A 24711-nucleotide genomic window follows, 5' to 3' on the forward strand; every position below is an offset into this window, starting at 1 on the left:
CGGCGTGCTTACATGGCGGCCCGGCGGCGCGTTTGCATGCGTGCGGCGTTGTCACTGGACCGTCATAAAGTCGTTATCTGGCTGTCATACGCCTTAGGTAGTTTCTCCCGCGGCTGCACAAGCCGAGACACAATCCAGGGAGACCTACTGATGAACCGTTTTCAACTGCGCGCCATGGGCGTGCTCGCCGGCGCGGCCGTGACCGCCATGCCCATGCTCGCTTCGGCTGGCATCACCCTTTACGAAGAAGGCAACAAGTCGCTGGAGATCGGCGGCCGTCTGCAACCGCAGTACCGTCTGGTCGACGGTGACAATGGCGACGCCGAGGGCAGCGATTCGGGCGACGACTTCTTTCTGCGTCGTATGCGCTTCTATATCGAAGGCACGCTGACCGAGAACATCTATGGCATCTGGCAGGTGGATTTCGGCGACACCTCGGACGATCCGGAAGTCAAGGACGCCTTCATCAACTATTCCGGCCTGCCGATGGGCAACATCACGGTGGGTAACGCGAAGGTGCCGTTTTCGCGTGAACTGCTGACCTCCTCCAAGCGCCAGCAATTCGTCGAGCGCACGGTCGTGGGCGATCACAACTACGGTGTGCCGGATCGTCAGATGGGCGTGACCTACAACCTCGACGACAACGACATGGTTCAGGGCTCGCTGGGCATCTACCAGGCCGGTATCGACCCCAGCTTCTCCAAGGTCGACTTCGAGTCGCGCGTGAGTTCCGATGCCGAGTACTTCGGCAACATGGTTGCGGGCCGTATTGACTGGACGCCGCTGGGCAAATTCAAGATGGCCCAGGGCGCCTTCGGTGAAGAGACCAAATTCGGCATGGGCCTGAACGCCTTCACCTGGAACAACGACGACGACATCAGCGACGACGACATCCAGAATCAGTACGACACCGTCAACGGTTACGGCGTGGACGCCGGCTTTCGTTCGGGCTATTTCTCGGCGGATGCGGCGGTCCAGTACTTCGATGCCGACACCATCGACGGCGCGGCGAGCTCCACCGGTCTGGTCGACGAAAACGGCGACGCTAAGTTCTCGACCTATCTGGTCAAGGCCGGCTACATGGTCGTGCCGAGCAAGCTGGAATTCGTGGCCGGCTTTTCCGCGCTCGACCCGGACGACGGTTTCTATGCCGGCGGCGAGAAGTATGACGACATGGACAAGCGCTATTCGGCCGGTCTGAACTACTTTTTCAACAAGCACGACGCCAAGATTCAGCTGACCTATGAAATCGGTCGTGACGTGCTCTACACCAACGATGCCAACGGCCAGGTCCAGGCGCCGTCGAACATCGGTGGCGATCAGAACACGCTGTTCCTGCAGTTCCAGCAGGTTCTGTAACAACTCCCCTGAAGAAAAAGAAGCGGATTGCTCCCTTTGATCATGACCCCGGCTCGTCCGGGGTCTTTTTTTTTGGACGACGGAAACATGAAATATTTAACAGTATGCTTTGCCGCGGCGCTCGCCGTGGTCGGGCTGAGCGGCTGTAACGACGACGATAACTCGGTCGAAACCGCCAATGACGCACCGGCACGCACACTCTCGGTGACCCGTGTCGGCCGCTACCAGGTGCAGCCTGCCGCCGGCGAGTCGTTTCTCGACGATGTGTTCGACGAAGGCGCGGCCGAGATCGTGACCTACGATGCAACCACCCAGCGTCTGTACGTGGTCAACTCGAACGCGAAAACGGTCGACGTGCTGGCCATCGACAGCAGCGGCCGCCTCCTGCGCATGGGCCAGATCGATGCCACCGCGGAAGGCGACTCGGCCAATAGCGTTGCCGTACACGAGGGCACCGTCGCTGTAGCCATCGAAGCCGACGACACGCAGGCGCCCGGCAAGGTGGTGTTCTACTCCGGCACGGGGCTGGAAAAGCTCGGCGAGGCCACGGTCGGGGCGTTGCCCGATATGGTTACCTTCACGCCCGACGGCACACGCGTACTCGTGGCAAACGAGGGGGAGCCGAACGACGACTACACCAACGATCCGGAAGGCTCGATCAGCGTGGTCGATGTGACGGGCGGCTTCAATGCGCCCACGGTGACGACCCTGGGTTTCGAGGACTTCAACGACCAGGCCGATGCGCTGCGCGCGAAGGGCGTGCGTATTTTCGGCCCGAACGCGACCGCCGCCCAGGATTTCGAGCCGGAATATATCGCCGTGGCGGCCGACGGTGAGCATGCCTATGCCAGTCTGCAGGAGAACAACGCCATCGCGGTCATCGATCTCGCAGCGATGCGGATTACCGATGTATTGCCGCTAGGCTACAAGGACCACAGCGCGGCCGGGCAGGGCATCGACCCGAGCAACGAAGACGGCCTGAACATCCGCACCGTGCCGGTCATGGGCATGTATCAGCCGGATACGATCGCCGCCTTCGAGGACGGCGGCACCACCTACCTGCTGACCGCCAACGAGGGCGACTCGCGCGATTATGACGGCTTCAGCGAAGAGGCCGACGTGAAGGATCTGTCGCTGGACCCCGACGCCTTTGCGAACGCGGCTGCGCTGCAGGAAGACGCCCAGCTGGGCGATCTCAAGGTCACGACGACCCTGGGCCGTACTGGCGAAACCGATGGCGAGGGTGAGCCGATCTACGACGCGCTCTACGCCTTTGGCGCGCGCTCGTTTTCGATCCGACGCGCGGATACCGCCGAACTGGTCTACGACTCCGGCGATGACTTCGAGCGTATTACCGGCGAGCGTTACGGTGACGAGTTCAACAATGACAATAACGAAAACGACGGCGATTCGCGCTCGGACAACAAGGGGCCGGAACCCGAAGCCATCGCCTACGGCGTGATCGACGGTCGGCGTTATGCGTTCATTGGTCTGGAGCGCATGGGCGGTTTCTTCGTCTACGACATCACCGATGTCGATGCCCCCGAATATGTCAGCTATACCAACGCGCGCGATGTCAGCGTCGATATGGACACCGAAAACGGCGCGTTGATGGCTGGTGATCTGGGCCCGGAAAGCATCGTGTTCATCGATGCCGAGCAAAGTCCGGTACCCGGGGTGCCGCTGTTGGCGGTCGGTAACGAGGTCAGCGGCTCGACCACGCTCTATCGACTCGACCTGAAATAGCCGCGATGACAGGGTTTGGCCGCGGATGTCACAAATCTGTCATCAATCGGCAATACCCTGTTCAAAGTCGGCTCCCACACTCACCGCAGGTCAGAAGGGCTGGCCTGACATTTCATCCGGGAGACATTGATGAAACTTCGTTTGCAACACACGCTGGGCGTGGCGGGCATCGCCGCGGGCCTGCTCGCCGCGGTCGGTACCGCGCAGGCCGCCGAACAGATTCGTATCGTGGGTTCGTCCACGGTCTATCCGTTCTCGTCGTACGTCGCCGAGGAACTGGGCGCGACCACCGACATCCGTACGCCGGTCGTCGAATCCACTGGTTCCGGTGGTGGCATGAAGCTGTTCTGTGCCGGTGTCGGTGACGATACGCCGGACATCACCAACGCCTCGCGCCGCATGAAGCCGTCCGAATTCGAGATGTGCCAGAAAAACGGCGTCAAGGACATCACCGAAAACGTGGTCGGCTTTGACGGCATCGTGTTCGCGCAGAGCAAGTCGGACGACGCAATCGATCTGACCCGCGAGCAGATCACGCTGGCGGTCGCTGCCAAGGTGCCGAAAGACGGCAAGCTGGTCGACAACCCGTACAACAAGTGGAGCGATATCGATTCGTCGCTGCCGGATCGTGAAATCCTGATCTACGGCCCGCCGACCTCCTCGGGCACGCGTGACGCCTTCGAAGAGCTGGTCATGGAGCACGGCTCCGAAAACATCGACGGCTACGACGAGGGCTACACCACCATCCGTCAGGACGGCAAATACGTGCCCTCCGGCGAGAACGACAACCTGATCGTGCAGAAGCTGGCCCAGAACAAGGACGCCTTCGGCATTTTCGGTTTCTCCTATCTGGAAGAGAACCGCGACAAGATCCAGGGCGCCAAGATCGACGGCGTCGAGCCCAAGCGTGATCTGATCTCGTCGGGCGAATACCCGGTGTCGCGCTCGCTGTTCTTCTACACCAAGAACGCGCACCTGGATAAGGTCAAGGGCATGGAAGACTATGTCGACCTGTTCCTGTCCGACCAGATGGTCAGCGACCGTGGCTATCTCAAGAACCTCGGCCTGATTCCGCTGCCGGAAGATCGTCTGAAGAAAGAGCGTAGCGAATGGGAATCCCGTGCCAAGCTCAAGGCATCGGATCTCAAGGGCTAACAGCTCGACCGTATGGGCGCCGGCCGCCGCCGCTTGGCGGCGCGTCGGCGCCATCTTGATTATGATGGCGACCCGCCGCATTCGCATTTCAGCCTAGGAAACGCGTTTTGGAAACCAGCCAGATCCTGCTCATCTTCTTTGGCGGTCTCGTGCCCATGGCCGCAGTGGCGTTTGCCCTCGGTCGGCGCAAGGCGCTGTTGTCGGATGCCGCCGGCAGCCGCATGCATTCGCTGCCGGCGCAGTACGGCGTGTATGTGGCGACCTGGATGGCGCTGCCTGCGTTGGCCATCGGTGTGGTTGCCGCCGGCGCCGCATTGCTGGGCGTACGCGTACCGTCGGCGCCGTTCGTGTTGTCGTTCGCGCTGTTTGGCGCCGCCATTGGTCTGGCGTTGGCGCTGCGCAAGGTCGAACCCTCGCTGCGCGCCCGCAACGCGATCGAAAAATTCGTCTACTGGACGCTGTTCGCGGCGTCGCTGGTGTCGATTCTCACCACGTTCGGCATCATCATTTCGATTCTGTTCGAGGCGCTGAAGTTCTTCAGTCAGGTCAGCGTCTGGGATTTCGTGACCGGAACCAACTGGTCGCCCGTGGCCACATTCCGCCCGGGCCAGGAAGCTGCCAACTCGCAATTCGGTTCGGTGCCGCTGTTCGCCGGCACGTTCATGATCACCCTGATCGCCATGTCGGTGGCGATTCCGGTCGGCCTGCTGGCGGCGATCTACATGTCCGAATACGCCAGCTACCGGGTGCGTACGCTGGCCAAGCCGCTGCTGGAAATCCTGGCCGGCATCCCGACCGTGGTGTATGGCTTTTTCGCCGCGATTACGGTCAGCCCGCTGGTGGTGGAGGTAGCCAATTTCTTCGGTTTGCACTCCTCCTATACCAACGCGCTCGCGCCGGGGCTGGTCATGGGCATCATGATCATTCCCTTTATTTCGTCGTTGTCCGACGACGTGATCAATTCCATCCCCAACAGCCTGCGTGAAGGCGCCTATGCGCTGGGCGCAACCAAGTCGGAAACGATCAAGCAGATCATTCTGCCGGCGGCGTTTCCCGGGATCATGGCCGCTTCGTTACTGGGTATCTCGCGCGCCCTGGGTGAAACCATGATCGTGGTCATGGCCGCCGGCCTGCGACCGAATTTGACCTGGAACCCGCTCGAGGACATGACCACGGTGACCGTGCGTATCGTCGATGCGCTTACCGGTGATCAGGCCTTCGACAGCCCGGAAACCCTGGCCGCCTTCGCGCTTGGTCTGGTGCTGTTCGTGGTCACCCTCACGCTGAATCTGGTTTCGATCATCATCATCCGCAAGTTCCGCCAGTCCTACGAATAGCGCTGCAAGGGCATTCGATTATGAGTCAAGGCATTACGCTGACGCCGTCGCGCCAGCTCAAGAAACGGTATCGGGCAGAGAAACGCTTCAAGGCCTATTGCATCGGCGCGCTGGTGCTGGCGATGGCGTTTCTCGTGCTGTTCTTCTCGGACATGATCCGCCAGGGGTATTCGGCCTTCGTACAGACCGAAATCAAGGCCGAGGTCACCTACAACGAGGATACGGTCAAGTTCACCAACGAATCCGTGCCCGAAGAGATCTCGCCGCTGGTTTCGCGCGCCTTCTTTCGCAGTATTCCGCGTCAGGTGGATGCCGACCCCTCGCTGATGGGCACCACCCAGACGCGCTGGCTGACCGCGACCGCGCATGTGGACCAGTTTCGCAAAGGCTATAGCGACCGGCTCGATCCCGATATGAGGTCGACGCTGGAACGGCTCGAATCCGAGGGCCGGGTGGCCTACGGCTTCAACTCCGGGTTGTTCTTCTCGGGTGATTCCAAGATTCCGTCCAATGCCGGTCTGTGGTCGGCGTTTGTGGGCTCGTTCTATGTGATGCTCGTCGTGCTCATCGTGAGCTTTCCCATTGGCGTGGCCACGGCAATCTATCTGGAAGAGTTTGCCCCGGACAATCGCTTCACCCAGGCCATCGAGATCAATATCAACAATCTCGCGGCCGTGCCCTCGATTCTGTTCGGTCTGCTGGGTCTGGCGATCTTCATCAACTTCTTCGGCGTGCCGCGCTCGTCGGCGCTCGCCGGTGGTCTGACCCTGTCGCTGATGACGCTGCCGGTGATCATCATCAGTACCCGTGCCGCGCTCAAGGCGGTGCCACAGAATATCCGTCAGGGCGCGCAGGCCGTAGGCGCGTCGCGCTGGCAGGCGATTCGCGATCACGTGCTGCCGCTATCGCTGCCGGGCATTCTCACCGGCACGATCATCGGCATCGCGCAGGCGATGGGAGAAACTGCGCCGCTGCTGCTGATCGGCATGATCGCCTATATTCCGGACGCGCCGACGAGCATGACCGAGGCCGCCACCGTGCTGCCCGCGCAGATCTATACCTGGTCGGGCATGCCGGAAGGTGCCTATGTGAGCCTGACCGCGGCCGGCATTCTGGTGTTGCTGGCACTTCTGATTACGCTCAACGCGAGCGCGGTGATTCTGCGTAATCGCTTCGAGCGCCGCTGGTAGTCGGGAAGCGGCGATCTAACGGGTTGAAACATTTTCCATTTTATCGGGCGGAGACTTAGGATGCGTACACGAGATTTGACCGGCGACAGTACCCAGGTGGTGCAAGTGCCGACCACGGAGCGCCCGCAGGTGAAGCAGAAGACGAAAATGAAGGTCAACGACCTGGCCGTCTGGTACGGTGAAAAACAGGCATTGCATGGCGTTTCGATGGAAGTGGCCGAAAACGAGGTCACCGCCTTGATCGGCCCATCGGGCTGTGGCAAGTCGACGTTTCTGCGCTGCTTGAACCGTATGAACGATCTCATCCCGGATGTGCGCATCGAAGGCGAGGTCGAGTTCGAGAACCAGAACATCTACGCACCGGAAGTCGATGTGGTGGAACTGCGTTCGCATATCGGCATGGTCTTTCAAAAGCCCAATCCGTTCCCGAAGAGCATCTACGACAACATCGCCTATGCGCCGAAGATCCTCGGCCAGGTGCGCAAGCGCACCGATATGGAGGATCTGGTCGAGCATTCGCTCAAGCGCGCCGGCCTGTGGGAAGAGGTCAAGGACCGTCTCGACATGCCGGGACTGTCGTTGTCGGGTGGTCAGCAACAGCGCCTGTGTATTGCGCGTGCGATCGCGGTCAGCCCGTCGGTTCTGCTTATGGACGAACCCTGTTCGGCGCTCGACCCGGTTGCCACGGCCACGGTCGAACAGCTCATCGACGAGCTCAAGGAGAACTACACCATCGTCATCGTCACCCATAACCTGCAACAGGCAGCACGTGTGGCGGGCTATACGGCGTTCTTCCATCTGGGCAATATCGTTGAATACGCCGATACCGACTCGCTGTTCACGCATCCGCGCGAGAAGAAGACCGAGGACTACATCACCGGCCGCTACGGCTGAACGCGGCGTACGGTCAGGAGAACGCTATGGATAAGGTCGGGCTGGAAAAACACACCTCGAAACAATTCGATGCCGATCTCGAGGATGTGCGTGAACTCGTCCTCTCGATGGGCGGGCTGGTCGAGCAGCAGATTGCCGACGCCGTGCGCGCCCTGATTTCGGGCGAGGGCACACTGGGCGAGGATGTCGTTCAGGGCGATACCGAAGTCAACCGCATGGAAGTCGAGATCGACGAGGAATGCACCCGGATACTCGCGCGGCGCGCGCCCCAGGCGGGCGATTTGCGCCTGATCATCGCCATCGCCAAGACCATTACCGATCTCGAGCGCATCGGCGATGAAGCCGAGAAGATCGGTCGTATGGCCACCCATCTGGCCAGCTACGATCGGCCCAAGAGTGCGTTTCGTCAGATCGAGACCCTGGGCCGGCATGTGCGCGAGATGCTACGCGACGCCCTCGATGCCTTTGCCCGGCTCGATTCCGAAGCGGCCTTGCGGGTCGCCCAGCAGGACGAAGATGTCGACCGCGAATACGAAGGCGTGGTGCGCCAGTGCATCACTTACATGATGGAAGACCCGCGCACCATCCGGCACATGCTCGATGTGCTCTGGGCGGTCAAGGCGCTCGAGCGTATCGGCGATCACTCCACCAACATCGGCGAGTACGTGGTGTACTTCGTCGAGGGCAAGGATGTGCGCCATATCGGCCTCGAGGCGATGGAAAAGGAAATCAACGAAGGGGCCGCCCGCCGGCGTGGTGGCTGAGCCCGGCGCCGGCCGCGACTGCAAAACCCCGGTGCGGCGCACAAAAGCCGCGCCGGGCTTTGATACTATCGGCGTCCCTGATTGGCGCGGATAGCGGAATTGGCCCAGAAAAAGCGACCCTCCAAACCCACCCCCAAACGCCGTACGCGCAGCAGCGCGCGTACCAAGCCCCGGCGCGGTTTCTTTCGGCGTTTACTGCCGTATGTGTTTCTGCTGGCCTGTATCGGCGCGGCCGTACTCGCCGGCTATATGGTCTATCTCGACAGCGCGGTACGGGCCCAGTTCGAGGGCACGCGCTGGACGCTGCCGGCCAAGGTGTATGCCAGCCCGCTCGAGCTCTATGCCGGGCTGGATCTGTCGCGTGGCGAGATCGTGTCGCGTCTGCAACGCCAGGGCTATCGCGCCAGTGCGGAGCTGGCCCGTTCGGGTACCTATCGCAGCAGCGGTAGTCGACTGGATATTCATACCCGTGCCTTTCACTTCTGGGACGGCAAGCAAGACGCGCGCGAAATCCGGCTGAACTTCGATGCCACCGGCGTGAGTTCGTTGAGCGCGCTCGACAAGCAGGGCGATCTCGCCCTGATCCGGCTCGACCCGCTGATGATCGGCAGTATCTACCCCAAACAGGGCGAGGATCGCATTCTGGTCAAGCTGGGCGAGGTGCCGCCGATGTTGCCGGCCGGGCTGATTACGGTCGAAGACCGTGATTTCATGCACCACTGGGGCGTATCGCCCAAGTCGATCTTGCGTGCGGCGATCGCCAACGTACGCGCGGGCGGTGTGGTGCAGGGCGGCTCGACCATTACCCAGCAGCTGGTCAAGAATTTCTATCTCAACAATCAGCAGACGCTGGTGCGCAAGGCCAAGGAAGCGCTGATGGCGATCCTGCTCGATGCGCATTACTCCAAACCGGAAATCCTCGAGGCCTATCTCAACGAGGTCTATCTGGGCCAGGACGGCAGCCGCGCCATTCACGGCTTTGGCCTGGCCAGCTATTTCTATTTCCAGAAACCGCTGGAAGAACTCCAGCCCCAGGAAATCGCCTTGCTCGTGGCCATGGTCAAGGGCCCGAGCTATTACGACCCGCGCCGTAATCCGGAACGGGCCGAGCGGCGTCGTAATCTGGTGCTGGACATGTTCCACAATGCCGGTTTTCTGGAAGACGATGCCTGGCGCGAAGCCAAGAAAGCCGATCTGGGCGTGACCGCGCGTTCGGTACGCAGTACCAGCCAGTATCCGGCCTTCATCGACCTGGTACGACGCCAGCTGCTGGGCCAGTACAAGGACGAAGATCTCACCGAAGAAGGCCTGCGCATCTTCACCACGCTCGACCCGGCCGTACAGGCCGCTGCCGAGAAACGCGTCGCCGACGGGCTCGACAAGGTGGAAGCCGCCCGCGGTATCGACCGCGACAGCCTGCAGGCCTCGGCCGTAGTGACCAGCGTCGAGGGCGGGCGCGTGCTGGCTCTGGTGGGCGGGCGCAATGCCGGTTTCGCCGGTTTCAATCGTGCGCTCGATGCACGCCGGCCGATCGGCTCGCTGATCAAGCCGGTGGTCTATCTTACCGCGCTCGCCGAACCGTCCAGATACAACGTGATCACGCCGCTGGATGACAGCGCGTTGTCGGTGAAGCTGGCCAACGGCGACACCTGGCGGCCGCAGAATTACTCCAAGCGCACGCATGGCAGCGAAGTGCCGCTGCACTATGCGCTGACCCACAGCTACAACCTGGCCACCGCGCGTTTGGCTCTGGATGTCGGCATTCCCAATGTGATCGACACACTCAAGGAACTGGGTTACAACGGCGATCCGTTGTCGGTACCGTCGCTGTCGCTGGGTGCGGTGGATATGGCGCCCATGCAGGTCGCCCAGATCTACAACACGCTCGCGGCTGGGGGTTATTACACGCCATTGCTGGCGATTCGTGATGTGACCACGCGCGAAGGCGAGCCCTTGTCGCGCTACCCGCTCAAGATTCGTCGGGCGGTCGACGAGGCGCCGGTCTATCTGACCAACTGGATACTCCAGCGTGTGGCGCGCCACGGCACCGGCGCATCGATGTACAACACCCTGAATCGCTCGCTGAATGTGGCCGGCAAGACCGGTACGACAGACGATCTGCGCGACAGCTGGTTTGCCGGCTTTGCCGCCAATCGTCTGGCTGTGGTGTGGGTCGGGCGCGATGACAACAAGCCCGCCCAGCTGACCGGTGCGACCGGCGCGCTGCAGCTGTGGGCCGGTATCATGGCCGATATCGACCCGCGCGGCCTGATGAACGTGCCGCCCGAAGACGTGGTGGAAGTGCCGCTGCGCCTGCGCTTCGATGCCGACCGTAGTGCCGGCAACGACTACGGTGGCTGCAGCGGTACCACGCCGGTGCCGTTCATACGCGGCTATGTGCCGGACGGGCTTTCCGATTGCGATAGCGATATCATGCGTGAAAATCGCTATCGCCGGCAGCAGCCAAGCGAACCGGACGAGCAGAAGAAAGAGGGCAACTGGCTGCAGCGGCTGTTCGGCTGATGCCGTTAGCGCGTGGCGCGGCCGGTATAACGCCGCAGCCACGGCAACCGGCGGCGGCCGCGCGCGTATCTGACGAGAGGTTTTCGACGCATGCAACGAATCGCAGTACTGGCGCTGGCCGTGGTATTGGCCGGCTGTGCCACCACCCAGCGCACGAGCTTTCCGCCGCCGCAGGGCCCGGCCGGGCCGAGCACGCCCACGCCGCAACGCCCGTCCGGACCGGAGCGCGAGCCGGTCGCGCCGGCCAAGCCGCAGGTCATGCCGCCGCGTTCGGCCCAGGAGGCCAGCAGTCCCGCGGTCCTGTCGCTACTCGGGCGTGCCGATACGCTCGCACGCAACGGCAATATGGACATGGCCGCGGCCACGCTCGAGCGCGCGCTCGATCTGGAGCCGCGCAATCCCTTCGTCTATCAGCGCCTGGCCGCGGTTAAGCTCGCCCAGGGTCAGGGCGCTCAGGCCGAGGCGATGGCGCGCAAGTCCAATAGCGTGGCCGGCGACAATCCCTTCGTACGCGCCGACAACTGGCGTCTGATCGCCGAAGCGCGCCGTGCCGACGGCGATCGTAGCGGCGCGGACGAAGCCATTCAGCGGGCCAGCAACTATCGCACCGCCAGCCAGCAGCTCATGCGATGAGTGCAGCGGCCGGCGCCGCGATTTTTGCCGATGACCAGGCGCTCGCCCGCGCGCTGCCGGGTTATGCCGCCCGGGCGGGGCAGGCCGAGATGGCGAGTGCTGTCGCCCGTGCGATCGACGCGGGCGAACGCCTCGTCGTCGAGGCCGGTACCGGCACGGGCAAGACCCTGGCCTATCTGCTGCCGGCGCTGGCCTCGCAGCGCAAGATCATCGTCTCCACGGCCACGCGCTATCTGCAAAGCCAGCTCGACGACAAGGACGTGCCGCTGGCTCAGACCGTGCTGGGCCGCGAGGTACATGCCACCGTGCTCAAGGGGCGGGCGAACTATCTGTGCCTGCACCGGCTCAATCTGACCGAGGCCAGCGGCGATCTCTATCTCGCGCCCAAGATCCGCGCGGTACGCGAATGGGCGGCACGCACGACGACCGGCGATCTGGGCGAATTCGGCGACCTGGGCGATGGCGATGCGTTATGGCCACGTATCACCTCGACCACGGATAATTGCCTGGGCCAGGAATGCCCGTTGTTCGATCAATGCTGGGTCGTGCATGCACGCCGCGAGGCTCAGGCCGCCGATCTGGTGATCGTCAACCACTACCTGCTGTTCGCCGATCTGACCCTGCGCGAATCCGGCTTCGGCGAGGTATTGCCCGGCGCCGATGCCATCGTGCTCGACGAGGCCCATCGCCTGCCCGATATCGCCGGACGTTTTTTCGGCCAGGCCTTGTCTGCACGCCAGCTCAAGGATCTGGTGCGCGATGGCCTGGCCGAGCTGGATACGCTGGGTGGCGATATGCCGGGCCTCAAGGCCAAGCTCAAGGATGTCGGCAATGCCGAACGCCGCTTTGCCGATGCGCTGGGCGATGCGCCCGGCAATCGCAGCTGGGAGGAACTGGCCACCGATATACGCCGGGCTGCGCGCGACGATCTGGCGGCCGCACTGATCGCGCTCAAGACCGGCGTGGAACCGGTCGCCAGCCGTAGCGATCGCATGAAAGCGCTCTCGCGGCGCTGTGGCGAACTGGAAACCGCCTTGACCACGGTCAGCGCCAGCGATGCCGACCGTATCAGCTGGCTGGAAAAACGCGGCAACGCCTGGATCTGGCACAGCACGCCGCTGGATGTGGCCACGCCGTTTTCGCGCGCGATCGAGGCCTATCCGGGCGCCTGGATATTCACCTCGGCCACGCTCGCGGTCAAAAACGACCTGAACTATTTCTGTCGCCGGCTCGGGCTGGCCGATGTCGCCCAGCAGGTCTTGCCGAGCCCGTTCGATTACCAGCGCAATGCCATGCTTTACGCGCCGCAGTCGATGCCGGCGCCGAACACGCCCGATTTCGACGACGCCGTGGTTTCGCAGGCGCTGGCGCTCATCGAAGCCTCGGGCGGCGGTACGTTTTTGCTGTGTACCAGTTATCGCGCGGTCGCCCGTTACGGCGAGGCCCTGGCCGCGGCCGGTATCGAGGTGCTCATGCAGGGCAGTGCGCCGCGCACCACGCTACTGGCCGATTTTCGTAACGACGACAATGCCGTACTCGTGGCCACCAGCAGCTTCTGGGAAGGCGTGGACGTACGCGGGCAGGCGCTGCGACTGGTGATTATCGACCGGCTGCCGTTTGCCTCGCCGGCCGACCCGGTATTGGCCGCACGCTTTACCGCGATGAAGGAGGCCGGTGAGAATCCATTCATGGATTATCAGCTGCCGCAGGCGATCATCACGCTCAAACAGGGCGTCGGACGACTCATTCGCGATGCGGCCGACCAGGGCGTGCTCGCGATCTGCGACCCCCGTTTGTTCACGGCCCGCTACGGGGGTGCCATTCGTGCCAGCCTGCCGCCCATGCCGATCACCCGCGATCAGGCGGTAGCCTGCGAATTCCTCGACAGCCTGGCGCCCGCATGAAGCTGCTTGCACTCGATGCCTCGACCGAGGCGTTATCCGTGGCGGTCGTCGACAGCGAGCGCGACTACGAGATCGAACATTTCGAGATCGCGCCCCAGGCGCACGCGCGCCGTTTGTTGCCGCTCGCCCAGGAACTGCTGGAACGCGCCGAACTCGCCCTCGCCGATCTCGATGGCTTTGCCTTCGGGCGGGGGCCGGGTGCGTTCACCGGCCTGCGGATCGCCGCCGGGCTCGTGCAAGGCCTGGCGGCCGGGGTGGATCGGCCGGTGGTGCCGGTTTCGACACTCGCCGCACTCGCCGCGCGTTGTTTTCATCACGACGAAAAAATCCGGCACGTGCGCGTAGTTCAGGATGCCCGCATGGGCGAGATCTATACCGCGGATTACAAGCGCGGCGAGACGGCCGCGCCGATTGTGATTGAAGAGGAACGGGTGATACGGCCCGAAGCGCTGGACACCGATGACGCCTGGGTACGGGCCGGCAACGGCTGGGGCGTGGTGGCCAGCGCGCGTGGCGTGGCGGCCGATACGCTAGTTGCCCTCGAGCAATGGCCGCACGCGCTGGATATCGCCCGTCTTGCCTGGCCGGTGTTGGCACGCGGCGACGGCGTAGCCGCGGCCCGGGCGCTGCCGGTCTACGTGCGCGACGATGTGGCCCGCAAGCCGGGCGGGGCGCGCTGAGATCGCACCGGCCGCGCCAGGCCGGGCGAAAACACAAAACGGAGGAAGACATGCTGTATCGATTGGACGACATCAGCCCGCAAACGCCGGGCGAGGGCCAGTTCTTCGTGGCCGAGAATGCCACGGTGCTGGGCAACGTGACGCTCGAAGTCGATGCCAGTATCTGGTTCAACGCCGTGCTGCGCGGCGACCAGGAACTGATCACCATCGGCCGCGGCAGCAACATCCAGGATGGCTGTGTGCTGCATACCGATCCCGGTTTTCCCTTGACGGTGGGCGCGGACTGCACGGTGGGCCATCAGGCCATGCTGCACGGTTGTACGATTGGCGATAACAGCCTGATCGGGATCAAGGCGACCGTGCTCAACGGCGCCAAGATCGGCCGCAACTGTCTGATCGGCGCGGGCGCGCTGGTGCCTGAAGGCAAGGAGATCCCGGACAACAGCATGGTGATCGGCGTGCCCGGGCGGGTGAAACGCGAGCTCAGCGAGGACGACGCCAAGAAGCTCAAGCGCGGCGCCGCCCACTATGTCGAAAACTACAAGCGCTTTCTGGCCGGTCTGGTACCGGTGTAGTCAGCTTAGATAGATATCGAAGCGGATCGCCTTGCCTTCGACCTGGCGATCCGGTTTGGCCAGCGGCGCGGCCCGTGCATGCTGCTTGACCACCACCTGGCGCGTGGCGCGCGTGCGCGCACAGGCCAGCAACTCGGCTGCGTCGCCATCGGTGCCGATCAATTCGTGCATCCAGGCCAGGGCTTTCTGGGGCCGGGCCTTGCGACGCGGTGTATCGAACATGGGGTCGATATAGATCACATCGAATGGCGCCGCGTCGGCCACGGTTAGCCACGCGCGCGCGTCGGCATGAATCAACGAGGGCCAGTTGGCCAGCCAGGCCGGGGCGGCCAGTCGTGCGCGTTCGCGCGCATCCGCCACGAGCGCGAACAACACGGGATGGCGCTCGATAGCAACGACCTGACAGCCCAGCGCGGCCAGCGTGGCGCTATCGCGGCCGAGCCCGCAGGTGGTATCCAGCACGTGCGCACCCGGATGCCGGCGCAGCCCGAGCGCGCCGGCCAGCGGCGAGCGGCGCCCACCCGCGGCGCGTTTGTCCACGCTGGCATCGAGCAGATCGATACGCAGGCCGCGATCGGTCGCAGGCGCCTGCGCATGGTAGAGGGTGAGCCCGTCGGGCTGCTGGCATAGATAAAAGCCGGCCTCGGGCGGGGCGTCGCGAATGACGAAGCCACGCACGGCCTCGCTTGCGCCTGCTGTACAGCCGGGTTCGACGATCAGGGGCGGCAGGGTGGTGTGGATCTGATTCATGAACAAGGCGCCGGCCGGCGCTTTCGCGGCCCGGGTTTGGCCGCCGATTGGCCGGGTGTTTTATAGTGACGCCTTTGTTCGCCACGAGTCACGTCATGTCCGAATCCTTCGCCCGCGCCGCGGCGCCGAATGCGCTCGAAGCCTTGCGCGCCCGTACCACGGTGGTTGCCGATAGCGGCGATTTCGAAACCATTCGGGCCTATAAGCCGACCGATGCCACGACGAACCCGAGCCTGGTCCTGCAGGCCGCCGGCGATAGCCGCTATCGGCATCTCGTGGACGAGGCCCTGGGTGCTACGCCCGCTGGCGGGCTCACGCGGGTGGAACGACTGATGACGCTGTTCGGGCGCGAACTCACGCAGGTCGTGCCGCGCTATGTGTCCACCGAAGTGGACGCCCGCCTGTCGTTCGATACCGATGCCACCATCCGCAAGGCGCGCGCGCTGATTGCTGACTATGCCGAGCTGGGGGTAGGCGCCGATCGTATCCTGATCAAGATCGCCAGCACCTGGGCCGGTATTCGCGCGGCCAGCGTGCTCGAGGCCGAGGGCATTGCCTGCAACATGACGCTGATCTTTTCGCTGGCCCAGGCCCAGGCCTGTTTCGAGGCGGGGGTGACGCTGATTTCGCCGTTCGTCGGTCGTATTACCGACTGGTACAAGAAAGCCGACGGCGTCGACCATTACGCGCCGGAAGACGATCCGGGCGTAGCCAGTGTGCGCCGTATCAATGCCTATGCAAAAACCCATGGTTATCCGACCCAGGTGATGGCCGCGAGCTTTCGTAACCGCGAACAGATTCTCGCGCTGGCCGGGGCCGATCTGATGACCATTTCGCCGGCGCTGCTCGAAGAGCTGGCCGGGCTGGAGGAAAGCGATACGCCGGGCATCACCACGACCGACTCCGATGTGCCGCGGCTGATGCTCGATCGGCGCGCGTTCGATTGGGCCATGAACGCCGATGCCATGGCCACCGAGAAACTCGCCGAGGGCATTCGCCGTTTTGCCGACGATCAGCGCGCGCTGGAAACACAACTGGGCGGCTGAGCGCGTGCGCGCCGGCCGGGCATTGCGTTAGCCGTCGAGGTAGTCGAGTACCGCGCTGTAGCCGCCTTCGGTCAACAGAATGGCGTTGACCGTGCTTTCGTAGATACGCCCGGCCTGGCGCAGCTGCTCGATCTCGCGCGCATCCTGGCTTGCGCTCAGGTAATAGTAGTCGCGGCCCTCGTCGAAACTGTCCTTGAGCTGTTTGAATGCCAGGAACGCCGTGCCTTTCTTGTCACCGCGCTGCTGATCGATTTCCTTCAGGCTCCAGGTCTTTTCGGTCTTGGCCATGCGTTGCTCTCGGGTTGAGTTGGCGCCAAGCTAGCAGGCGCTTAGAAACGGGTCAACGCGACTTTCAAACGCCCGCGTGACGTTGTTCGAACGGCGATGACTCTCGTAATCTATAGGCGCATGGACGCGCATCGATTCTTCACACTGCAGGTACCCGGATGAAAGTCAACGAACTGGTCGCACAATGGCAAGCCAATGCTGGCGAAACGCGCACCGACGAAAGCTACGAGATTCGTCTGCCCCTCTACGACGCGGCCAAGGTGGCAGCCCTGTGCGATCTGTTTCCCGGCCTGACCCAGGAACGTATTCTCACCGATCTGCTGGCTGCCGCCCTGGACGAACTGGCCAGCTCGTTTTCCTACGAACCGGGCACCGAAATCGCGGCCTACGACGAAGAAGGCGACCCGATGTATGCCGATGCCGGACTGACGCCGCGCTTCCAGGCGCTGGCCAAGGAATATGCCGAAAAGCTGCAGGCGGGCGAGCGTATCGACCAATCCGCCGCGTCGCGCGGTTGATGTCTTGACGCGCGCGACCTCGTCGGGCGCCTGGCGGGCGCGCCTGGAACAGGCGCTGTCGGTCACCATGCCGGTGGGCCATCGCGACCCGGGGGATAACCGCCCGATCGCCGCCCACGGGCGGTCGGCGCGCCGTGCCGGGGTGCTCATCCCCGTGGTCGCCGCCGCCGAGCCCTATGTCTATTTCACCCAGCGCAGCGCGGCCCTGCGGCATCATCCGGGCCAGATCAGTTTTCCCGGTGGCAGCATGGAAGCCAGCGATCGCAATGCGGAACACGCCGCGTTGCGCGAGGCTGAGGAAGAAATCGAGTTGCACCCGCGCCATGTCGAAGTGCTTGGCGAGCTACCCGAATACCCGACCGTCACGGGGTTCGTGATCAGCCCCTTCGTCGGCTGGGTGGACCCGAACGCCCAGGTCTACCCCGACGACGCCGAGGTCGCACGGCTGTTCGCCGTGCCGCTGGCGCATGTGCTGGATCTGGACAACTATCGACGCTACCCGTACGAGCGTAACGGCCAGACCTATCAGGTCTACGGCATCGATTACGGCGACGATCATATCTGGGGCGCGACCGCGGGTATTCTGCTCGGCCTCGTACAACGTCTGGCCCATGCCGAACGGCGGCCGCTGGATATGCCGCGCCCGGCCGAAGAGGAGACCGTGCGCCGTGGCCGCTGACAAGTCGGCGCGCGACGAACTCAAGGCGCTGCAGGCGCAGCTGCTGCGTATTCAGCATGTCTATGCATCGTATGCGTATACGGGCGTGATCGTGCTCGAAGGCTGGGATGCGGCCGGCAAGGGCGGGCTGATCCGGCGTATCGCCTGGACACTCGATCCGCGTTATCTCGATGTATGGCCGATCAAGGCCCCGGATGCACGCGAACGCCGCGAGCTGTGGCTGCAACGCTTCTGGGAGCGCTTGCCCACGGCCAGCGAAATCGCGATCTTCGACCGGAGCTGGTACGGGCGGGTCCTGGTCGAGCGTATCGAGGGCTTCATTACCGAGGCCGAGTGCGAACGCGCCTATGACGAGATCAATGCCTTCGAGCGCACGTTGGTCGACAACGGTGTGCGCCTGGTGAAGCTGTTTCTGGACATCGATGCCGATACCCAGCTCGCGCGTTTTCGTGCCCGCTACGAGAATCCGGCCAAGCGCTGGAAACTCACCGAAGACGATATCCGTAACCGCGCGCGCTGGCAGGATTACGAACAGGCCTATGCGCGCATGTTCGAGCGTTGCTCCACCGCGTATGCGCCCTGGACCCGTATTGATGCCAACCACAAGCCGCGCGCCCGTGTAGCGGCGCTGCAGCGTATCGTGGAGGTGCTCGGCGCGGGACTCGATCTGTCCGCCGAGCCCCAGGTCGACCCGATCGTGGAACGGTTCATGTTGGCGAGTTCCTAGGGAAGCTCTGCATATCCTCTCGCGGATCGCGTTCGAGTCCTCACATGCGTTGCGACAAGGCGTCCGAGCGCAGCGCCTGCCCCAGGAAATCAACGAGGGGCAGGTCAAGCTCGGCAACGCAGTCGCGGCGCATTTGAGGCCGAACCCCTTCGGGGCCAGGGCTTTGCGCGCGCCTGGACGGCGTCGAGGCGTAACGCACCGTGCAACCAGCACGCTACGCTGCGCCTCTGTCTGCCAGCCACGCGCAAAGCACGCCGGCGCGACCGTGACAGGTTGTGCAGAGCTTCCCTAACCGTCGTTGTCGCTCCTCGGCGCTCGATCGTCGATTTTCCGCGCCACGTCCATGAGCGGTTCGATCAGATCCATCGGCAGCGGGAAGACGATAGTGGAGTTGTTGTCGCCGGCGATATCCACGAGCGTCTGCAGATAGCGTAGCTGCAGGGCCTGGGGTTCCTTGGCGAGCTGATTGGCGGCTTCGCGCAGATTTTCGGCGGCCTGCATTTCGCCTTCGGCGTTGATGACCTTGGCCCGGCGCGCACGTTCGGCTTCGGCCTGGCGGGCGATCGCCCGCGTCATGCTTTCATCGAGATCGACCTGCTTGATCTCGACATTGGCCACTTTCAGGCCCCAGGCATCGGTATGCCGATCCAGAATTTCCTGGATATCGGCATTGAGCTTGTCGCGCTCGGCGAGCATTTCGTCGAGTTCGTGCTTGCCGAGCACGCTGCGCAGAGTGGTCTGGGCGAGCTGGCTGACCGCGTCGTAGAAATGCTCGACTTCCACGATCGCCTTGTCGGCATCGATCACGCGGAAATACACCACGGCGTTGACCCGCACCGACACGTTATCGCGCGAGATCACGTCCTGGGGCGGCACATCGAGCACCACCACGCGCATATCAACCTTGACCATCTTCTGGATCACCGGAATGACCAGAAACAGGCCGGGGCCCTTCACGCCGGTCATGCGCCCGAGGGTGAACATCACGCCACGTTCGTATTCGGGCAGGATCTTGATCGAGGCGAAGATCAGCAGGGCGAGCAGAATGACGATGGCGAAACCGAAATTGATCAGCATGGCTTAGCTCCGCGGTTTGGGCCGACGCGCTGAGGCGTTGCCCGTATGAATGGTGGTATCCGCCGGCCCGGCAGGGCGCACGAATACTTTCAGGCCTTCGGCATCGGTGACGATGAGTTGGTCGTCGCGCGCGACCGGCGTGGGGCTTTGTGCCAGCCAGGATTCACCGTGCAGCAGCACGCGGCCTTCGTGCTCGAAGTCGGTGAGGGACACGCAACGGCTGCCGATGAGCCCGGCATGGCCGGTCTGTATCTTCTCGCGTCGCGAGCGCAAAAACAGATACACGATCCCGAACAGCAGCAGGGCGCTGGCTACGGCGAGCCCGCCGATCAGGCCGAACGGGATTTCGAAACCGGGTACGTCGGTATCCATGAGCATGATCGAGCCGAACACGAAGGCGGCGACGCCGCCCAGACCCAGAATACCGAAGCTGGGCGCGAACATCTCGGCGATCATCAAGCCCGCGCCGAGCGCGATCAGCGCCAGGCCGGCATAGTTGACCGGCAGCACCTGAAAAGCGAACAGCGCGCACAGCAGGCTGATTGCGCCGACCACGCCCGGCACCGCGGTACCCGGGTTCAGGCCTTCCAGAATCAGGCCATAGATGCCGATCATGAACAGCAGATAGGCCACGGTGGGATTGGTGATCACCGACAGCAGTTCCGTCTGCCAGCCCGGTTCGCGCTGTTCGATCGCCGCGCCGGCGACGTTGAGCTGCTGTGGTCCGGCCGCGGTATCGACCCGCCGGCCGTCGAGCGCGGCGAGCAGTTCGGTGGTGTTCGCGGCGATCAGGTCGATGACGTTGGCGTCCAGCGCGGCCCTGGCCGACAGGCTCACGCCTTCGCGGACGGCTTTTTCGGCCCAGTCGGCATTGCGCCCGCGCTGTTCGGCCAGGCTGCGGATATAGGCCACCGCATCGTTGACGGCCTTGCGGCGCTTGGCGGTGGCGTCGTCGGCCGGCGCCTCGCGACCTTCCGCTTCGTTATCCGGGGAATCGGATGGCGCGGGCGAGGTCGGCTTGCTGTCGCCACCGATCGATACGGGCGTGGCGGCGCCGAGATTGGTGGCTGGCGCCATGGCCGCGATATGGCTGGCGTAGAGGATATAGGTGCCGGCACTGGCGGCGCGCGCGCCGCCGGGCGCGACATAGGCGGCGACCGGCACGGATGACGCCAGTATCGCCTTGACGATATCGCGCATCGCGCCGTCGAGCCCGCCCGGTGTATCCAGGCGCAGTATGATCAGATCCGTGTTCGCCTGCGCGGCGGCCGCCAGTTCGTCGTGCACGAAGGCGCTGGTGGCAGGGCCGATCGGGCCGACGATGGGAACTTCGCGCACGCCGGGCGCATCGCTCGCCGAGGGTTGGGCCGAAATCGCCCCTGTGCCCGCCATCAGGACGAACAAGAGCAACCCGATCAACCCTGTGCGTACGAAAGCCATGGGGCGATATTACGCGATCGCGGCGCTTTACGATGCCCGTGCGCCAGCCTCGGCGCGCGTGCTTTTGCCGAGTGGGCTAGTCGAGGCGTTCGTAGAGCGCGATCAGCTGCTGGGTGACCTTGTGACTGGGCGCGTAGTGGATCAGCGGGATCGAGGCGTCGTGGGATTCGCGCACCTTGATCGAAGAGGTGATACGCGTTTCGATCAGCGGATGGCCTTCGGCGGCGAGCTCGGCGAGCATGCGCTCGGGCAGTTTGGCCCGCGCCTGGAATTGATTGACCACGATGCCGTCAATCACCAGATCGGGGTTGTGGTCGTCCTGGATCTCGTGGATGTTGTCGAACAGCGAATACAGCGCCTGGCGGGCGAAATCGTCGCAATCGAACGGCACGAGACAGCGCTCGGCGGCGATCAGCGCCGATTGCGAATAGAAATTCAGCGCCGGTGGCGTGTCGATGAAGATCGCATCGTAGTCGTGAAGGCGTGCCAGCGATTGCTTGAGCTTGTAGATCTTGTGCTTGGCCTCGAGTTTGATGCGCAGTTCTTCCAGGTCCGGATGCGCGGCCATCACCGATAGATTTTCGAACGGCGAGGGCGTGATGTAGTCGGCCAGATTACTGCCCGTGCGCGCCCGCGACAGGGTGGATTCGAAGAAATCCGCGCTGCCGGCCTCGGCCTGTCGGTTGTCCGACGACAGCAGATACTGGCTGGCATTGCACTGGGCATCCAGATCGATCACCAGCGTGCGCTTGCCGCGCGCGGCAGCGATCGCGGCCAGATTGCACAACAGCGTGGTCTTGCCGACCCCGCCTTTTTGATTGAACACCACGCGACGCGTCATCGATAACCCCCGGTCTGCCCTGGCTATGGCCGGCGTGTTGTAAAGGTGGGCCGGCGTAAAACCCGTTTTTTCCGAATAAGGGAGCTTAGCGGGCTGTCCGCATAGCGTCGAGCCTGTCGACCAGCGCCGGCAGTGCCATGCTCGCGGTCTCGGCGATATGCACATCCACGGAGGGCGATACGGCGGTGGCCTGCGGGTTGACCTCGATGACGGGCGTGGGCCCGTCCACGGCCATTTCCACCAATGCGGCGGCGGGATAGACCTGATTGGAAGTGCCCACGACCAGCACGCAGTCACAGCGACCCAGTTCCGCCTGGGCGCGTTCGAGCGCGGCCATGGGCAGCATCTCGCCAAACCAGACCACGCCCGGGCGCATGCGTGCGCCGCAGGACTGGCACGTTGGGAGGGGGGCCTGCTCGTCGGCTTCGGCGACTGCCTGGCGGCGTTCGTCGCCGCATTCACTACAACAATCGATCCAGATATTGCCGTGCAGTTCGGACACGTCGCGACTGCCGGCCGTACTTTGCAGGCCATCGACATTCTGGGTGGCGATGACCACGTCCATATGCCGTTCCAGCGCCGCGATCGCGCGGTGGCCGGCGTTTACGCCGCCGCGCGCGATGAGCGTGCGCCGCCAGCGATACCACGCCCAGACGCGTTCCGGGTTGGCGGCAAAGGCTTCCGGCGTGGCCAGATCCTGGGGTGAGAACTGCGCCCAGAGGCCGGTCTGGGCTTCGCGAAAAGTCGGGATACCGGACTCGGCCGACAACCCGGCGCCGGAAAGTACGAGTAAACGCCGGCTGCGCGCAAGTGCGCGGGCCGCCGCATCTATCATCGGAGTCGCTGTCATGAGGCAGCGCCGGCCCGAAGGCCGGCCATTGGAAAACGCTGCCCGATACTCTAACGGCTGTCGCCGCCGCGGGTCATGCCGCTAGCGACGACTGCGCGGCGCCTTGACCGCACGCCGGCGCGGCATCCACTGCACGTGATAGAGATCGTGGCGACGGTCGAGCATGTTCTGTACCGAGCCGGTGGTACGGGCGTCCAGCAGTACGTCCAGGCGGACATCGGCGATTGCCACCATTTCCACGTTGGGCGTGGTGTCCGCGGCGATGCCGTCGCGGGCGAAGGCGAAATCGCAGGGCGTGATGATCGCGCTCTGGCCGTAGTGCAGGTCCATGGCATGCACCCGGGGCAGGTTGCCGACATTGCCGGCGGTGGCGACATAGATCTGGTTTTCCACCGCCCGTGCATGCGCCGAATAGCGCACCCGCAGATGGCCGTTGCGGTCTTCCGTGGAATAGGGCACGAACAGCATGTTGATGCCCTGGTCGGCCAGATGCCGGCACAGTTCGGGGAATTCGCTGTCGTAGCACACCAGCACGCCGATCGGCCCGCAGTCGGTTTCGATGGCATTGAGCGAATCGCCACCGACGATATTCCAGTAATGGCGCTCGCCCGGGGTGGGATGAATCTTGGGCTGCTGGTATTCCGAACCGTCGCGCAGATAGATATAGCCGATATTCTGCAGATCGTCGCCGACCCGGGTCGGATGCGAACCGGCAATGATGTTGATATTGAACTTCACCGCCAGCGAGGCCATCAGCTCGCGGAACTCGTCGACGAAATCGGCCAGACGCTGAATGGCCGCGCGATGACGCAATTCCTCGTTCTTGATCGACAGCAGCTGGACCGTGAACAGTTCCGGAAACACCACGAAATCGGCCTTGGCATCGGCCGTTTCCTGTACGAAATAGGTCACGATCTGGGCGAACTCGTCGAAGGAGTTGATCGCGCGCTGGCCATACTGGATGGTGGCGATGCGTACCGTGGCCGGGCGCTGCAGATGCACATGCGAGTCGCCGGCGACATCCTCGCGGTACTTGTACTCCGGATTGCGCCAGAGCAGGTGGGCGCCGTAGCCCATCGACTCTTCATCCGGCGGCAGATAGTTGGGCATGACGCCGAGCAGTTCGTAGCCCTGGTTGAGCTGAAAGCTCAGTACCGAATCGCGGATTTCCTTGTTCTGGACCGCCTCGACATAGGCCTCGGCGCTGCCGTACTTCTTGAAGCGGCGCTTGAGACCGGGCAGGCGCCCGGAAAAGACGATGCCCTTGAGCCCGAGCTTTACGCACAGCGCTTCACGTTCGCGATAGAGGCGCTGGCCGATACGCAGGCCACGGGCTTCCGGGTCCACGCAGATTTCGTAGCCGTAGAGATAATCGCCGTCGATATCGTGGGTCGAGCCGTAGCCGTTGCCAGTGATGCGGGCCCAGGTATGCGGGCGCATGACCTGATCCTCGGGCAGGCACAGGGTCGCGCAGTAGCCGACCACGACATCCTCGTAGACCGCGACCAGTTGGCCTTCGGGGAAGTTGTTGATCTGGCCGCGCAGCTCGTCGAAGGTGTAATCGTCGAGGTTGGGATAGGTACGTTGTACCACCCGATTGATCGCCGGAATATCCGACAGATTGGCGGTACGAACGATCAGACGTGAACGGCTTTGGCTGGGCATGAACGATCCCTCGTTGGCGATGACGAGGCGATACGTACGCACTGGCGCGCGTACCGCCTCGATCGATGAT

General features: G+C 63.5%; 23 protein-coding genes. 16 read left to right on the top strand and 7 right to left on the bottom strand.

Features of this window, described 5'->3' with window-relative positions; genetic code table 11:
- Positions 1 to 150: 150 nt before the first annotated feature.
- The 12 genes from T5B8_RS10555 (at position 151) to T5B8_RS10610 (ending at position 14760) form a co-directional block, all read left to right on the top strand.
- Entirely contained in the window at positions 151 to 1359 is a 1209-nt protein-coding gene (locus tag T5B8_RS10555) for a porin (protein ID WP_353178560.1), read from the top strand.
- 87 nt (positions 1360 to 1446) lie between these two features.
- Positions 1447 to 3105, top strand: coding sequence for a choice-of-anchor I family protein (locus T5B8_RS10560; protein WP_353178561.1), 1659 nt, complete (start codon positions 1447 to 1449; stop codon positions 3103 to 3105).
- A gap of 129 nt (positions 3106 to 3234) precedes the next feature.
- Positions 3235 to 4260 carry a PstS family phosphate ABC transporter substrate-binding protein gene (locus T5B8_RS10565; protein WP_353178563.1) on the top strand — a complete coding sequence of 342 codons (1026 nt, stop codon included), beginning with the start codon at positions 3235 to 3237 and terminating at the stop codon, positions 4258 to 4260.
- Positions 4261 to 4367: 107 nt separating this feature from the next.
- Complete coding sequence (gene pstC, locus T5B8_RS10570; RefSeq protein ID WP_353178564.1) at positions 4368 to 5597, top strand: phosphate ABC transporter permease subunit PstC; 1230 nt, start codon at positions 4368 to 4370, stop codon at positions 5595 to 5597.
- 20 nt (positions 5598 to 5617) lie between these two features.
- Positions 5618 to 6787 (top strand): phosphate ABC transporter permease PstA, encoded by a 1170-nt coding sequence (gene pstA / locus T5B8_RS10575; protein WP_353178566.1) that lies wholly within the window; start codon positions 5618 to 5620, stop codon positions 6785 to 6787.
- A 60-nt stretch (positions 6788 to 6847) separates the two neighbouring features.
- Positions 6848 to 7681: a phosphate ABC transporter ATP-binding protein PstB gene (gene pstB, locus T5B8_RS10580; RefSeq protein ID WP_502950792.1), complete on the top strand. Its 834-nt coding sequence runs from the start codon at positions 6848 to 6850 to the stop codon at positions 7679 to 7681.
- 26 nt (positions 7682 to 7707) lie between these two features.
- Positions 7708 to 8445, top strand: a complete 738-nt coding sequence (gene phoU, locus T5B8_RS10585) for a phosphate signaling complex protein PhoU (RefSeq protein ID WP_353178568.1) — start codon at positions 7708 to 7710, stop codon at positions 8443 to 8445.
- 99 nt (positions 8446 to 8544) lie between these two features.
- A complete protein-coding gene (mrcB, locus tag T5B8_RS10590) occupies positions 8545 to 10968 on the top strand; it encodes a penicillin-binding protein 1B (RefSeq protein WP_353178570.1) in 2424 nt (807 codons plus the stop codon).
- Between the two features lie 90 nt (positions 10969 to 11058).
- Positions 11059 to 11601, top strand: a complete 543-nt coding sequence (locus T5B8_RS10595) for a tetratricopeptide repeat protein (protein ID WP_353178572.1) — start codon at positions 11059 to 11061, stop codon at positions 11599 to 11601.
- Positions 11598 to 13505, top strand: coding sequence for a DNA repair helicase YoaA (gene yoaA, locus T5B8_RS10600; protein ID WP_353178574.1), 1908 nt, complete (start codon positions 11598 to 11600; stop codon positions 13503 to 13505). Before T5B8_RS10595 ends, yoaA begins: the two co-directional genes overlap by 4 nt.
- Complete coding sequence (gene tsaB, locus T5B8_RS10605) at positions 13502 to 14185, top strand: tRNA (adenosine(37)-N6)-threonylcarbamoyltransferase complex dimerization subunit type 1 TsaB (protein ID WP_353178575.1); 684 nt, start codon at positions 13502 to 13504, stop codon at positions 14183 to 14185. The genes yoaA and tsaB overlap by 4 nt, the downstream gene beginning before the upstream one ends.
- A gap of 50 nt (positions 14186 to 14235) precedes the next feature.
- Complete coding sequence (locus tag T5B8_RS10610; protein WP_353178576.1) at positions 14236 to 14760, top strand: gamma carbonic anhydrase family protein; 525 nt, start codon at positions 14236 to 14238, stop codon at positions 14758 to 14760.
- Here the strand turns inward: T5B8_RS10610 and T5B8_RS10615 are convergent, their stop codons facing one another.
- On the bottom strand, positions 14761 to 15510 hold the full coding sequence (locus T5B8_RS10615; RefSeq protein WP_353178578.1) for a class I SAM-dependent methyltransferase: 750 nt from the start codon (positions 15508 to 15510) through the stop codon (positions 14761 to 14763).
- Positions 15511 to 15605: 95 nt separating this feature from the next.
- On the opposite strand from T5B8_RS10615, the gene tal reads away from it, so the two are divergent.
- A complete protein-coding gene (tal, locus tag T5B8_RS10620; RefSeq protein ID WP_353178580.1) occupies positions 15606 to 16556 on the top strand; it encodes a transaldolase in 951 nt (316 codons plus the stop codon).
- 27 nt (positions 16557 to 16583) lie between these two features.
- On the opposite strand, the gene T5B8_RS10625 is transcribed toward tal, so the two are convergent.
- The gene (locus T5B8_RS10625; protein WP_353178581.1) at positions 16584 to 16844 is read right to left on the bottom strand and encodes a hypothetical protein; all 261 of its coding nucleotides are present in this window, start codon (positions 16842 to 16844) and stop codon (positions 16584 to 16586) included.
- A 158-nt stretch (positions 16845 to 17002) separates the two neighbouring features.
- Between T5B8_RS10625 and T5B8_RS10630 the strand changes: the two genes are divergently transcribed.
- Genes T5B8_RS10630 through T5B8_RS10640 form a run of 3 tightly spaced genes read left to right on the top strand, consistent with a single transcriptional unit; the run spans position 17003 to position 18768 of the window.
- A complete protein-coding gene (locus T5B8_RS10630) occupies positions 17003 to 17362 on the top strand; it encodes a type 1 pili tip component (RefSeq protein ID WP_353178583.1) in 360 nt (119 codons plus the stop codon).
- Positions 17363 to 17366: 4 nt separating this feature from the next.
- Entirely contained in the window at positions 17367 to 18041 is a 675-nt protein-coding gene (locus T5B8_RS10635; RefSeq protein ID WP_353178585.1) for a CoA pyrophosphatase, read from the top strand.
- Positions 18031 to 18768, top strand: a complete 738-nt coding sequence (locus tag T5B8_RS10640) for a polyphosphate kinase 2 family protein (protein ID WP_353178586.1) — start codon at positions 18031 to 18033, stop codon at positions 18766 to 18768. The genes T5B8_RS10635 and T5B8_RS10640 overlap by 11 nt, the downstream gene beginning before the upstream one ends.
- Positions 18769 to 19056: 288 nt before the next feature.
- On the opposite strand, the gene T5B8_RS10645 is transcribed toward T5B8_RS10640, so the two are convergent.
- From T5B8_RS10645 to T5B8_RS10665, 5 genes are all read right to left on the bottom strand, one after another.
- Complete coding sequence (locus T5B8_RS10645; protein ID WP_353178587.1) at positions 19057 to 19845, bottom strand: slipin family protein; 789 nt, start codon at positions 19843 to 19845, stop codon at positions 19057 to 19059.
- 3 nt (positions 19846 to 19848) lie between these two features.
- Positions 19849 to 21285 carry an NfeD family protein gene (locus T5B8_RS10650; RefSeq protein ID WP_353178589.1) on the bottom strand — a complete coding sequence of 479 codons (1437 nt, stop codon included), beginning with the start codon at positions 21283 to 21285 and terminating at the stop codon, positions 19849 to 19851.
- Between the two features lie 76 nt (positions 21286 to 21361).
- Positions 21362 to 22126, bottom strand: coding sequence for a ParA family protein (locus tag T5B8_RS10655; RefSeq protein WP_353178591.1), 765 nt, complete (start codon positions 22124 to 22126; stop codon positions 21362 to 21364).
- An 85-nt stretch (positions 22127 to 22211) separates the two neighbouring features.
- On the bottom strand, positions 22212 to 22976 hold the full coding sequence (locus T5B8_RS10660; RefSeq protein ID WP_353178593.1) for an SIR2 family NAD-dependent protein deacylase: 765 nt from the start codon (positions 22974 to 22976) through the stop codon (positions 22212 to 22214).
- 81 nt (positions 22977 to 23057) lie between these two features.
- Entirely contained in the window at positions 23058 to 24641 is a 1584-nt protein-coding gene (locus T5B8_RS10665) for a GNAT family N-acetyltransferase (RefSeq protein WP_353178595.1), read from the bottom strand.
- Between the last annotated feature and the right edge of the window lie 70 nt (positions 24642 to 24711).

The sequence above is a fragment of the Salinisphaera sp. T5B8 genome, assembly GCF_040361255.1.
Taxonomy (GTDB): Bacteria; Pseudomonadota; Gammaproteobacteria; order Nevskiales; family Salinisphaeraceae; genus Salinisphaera.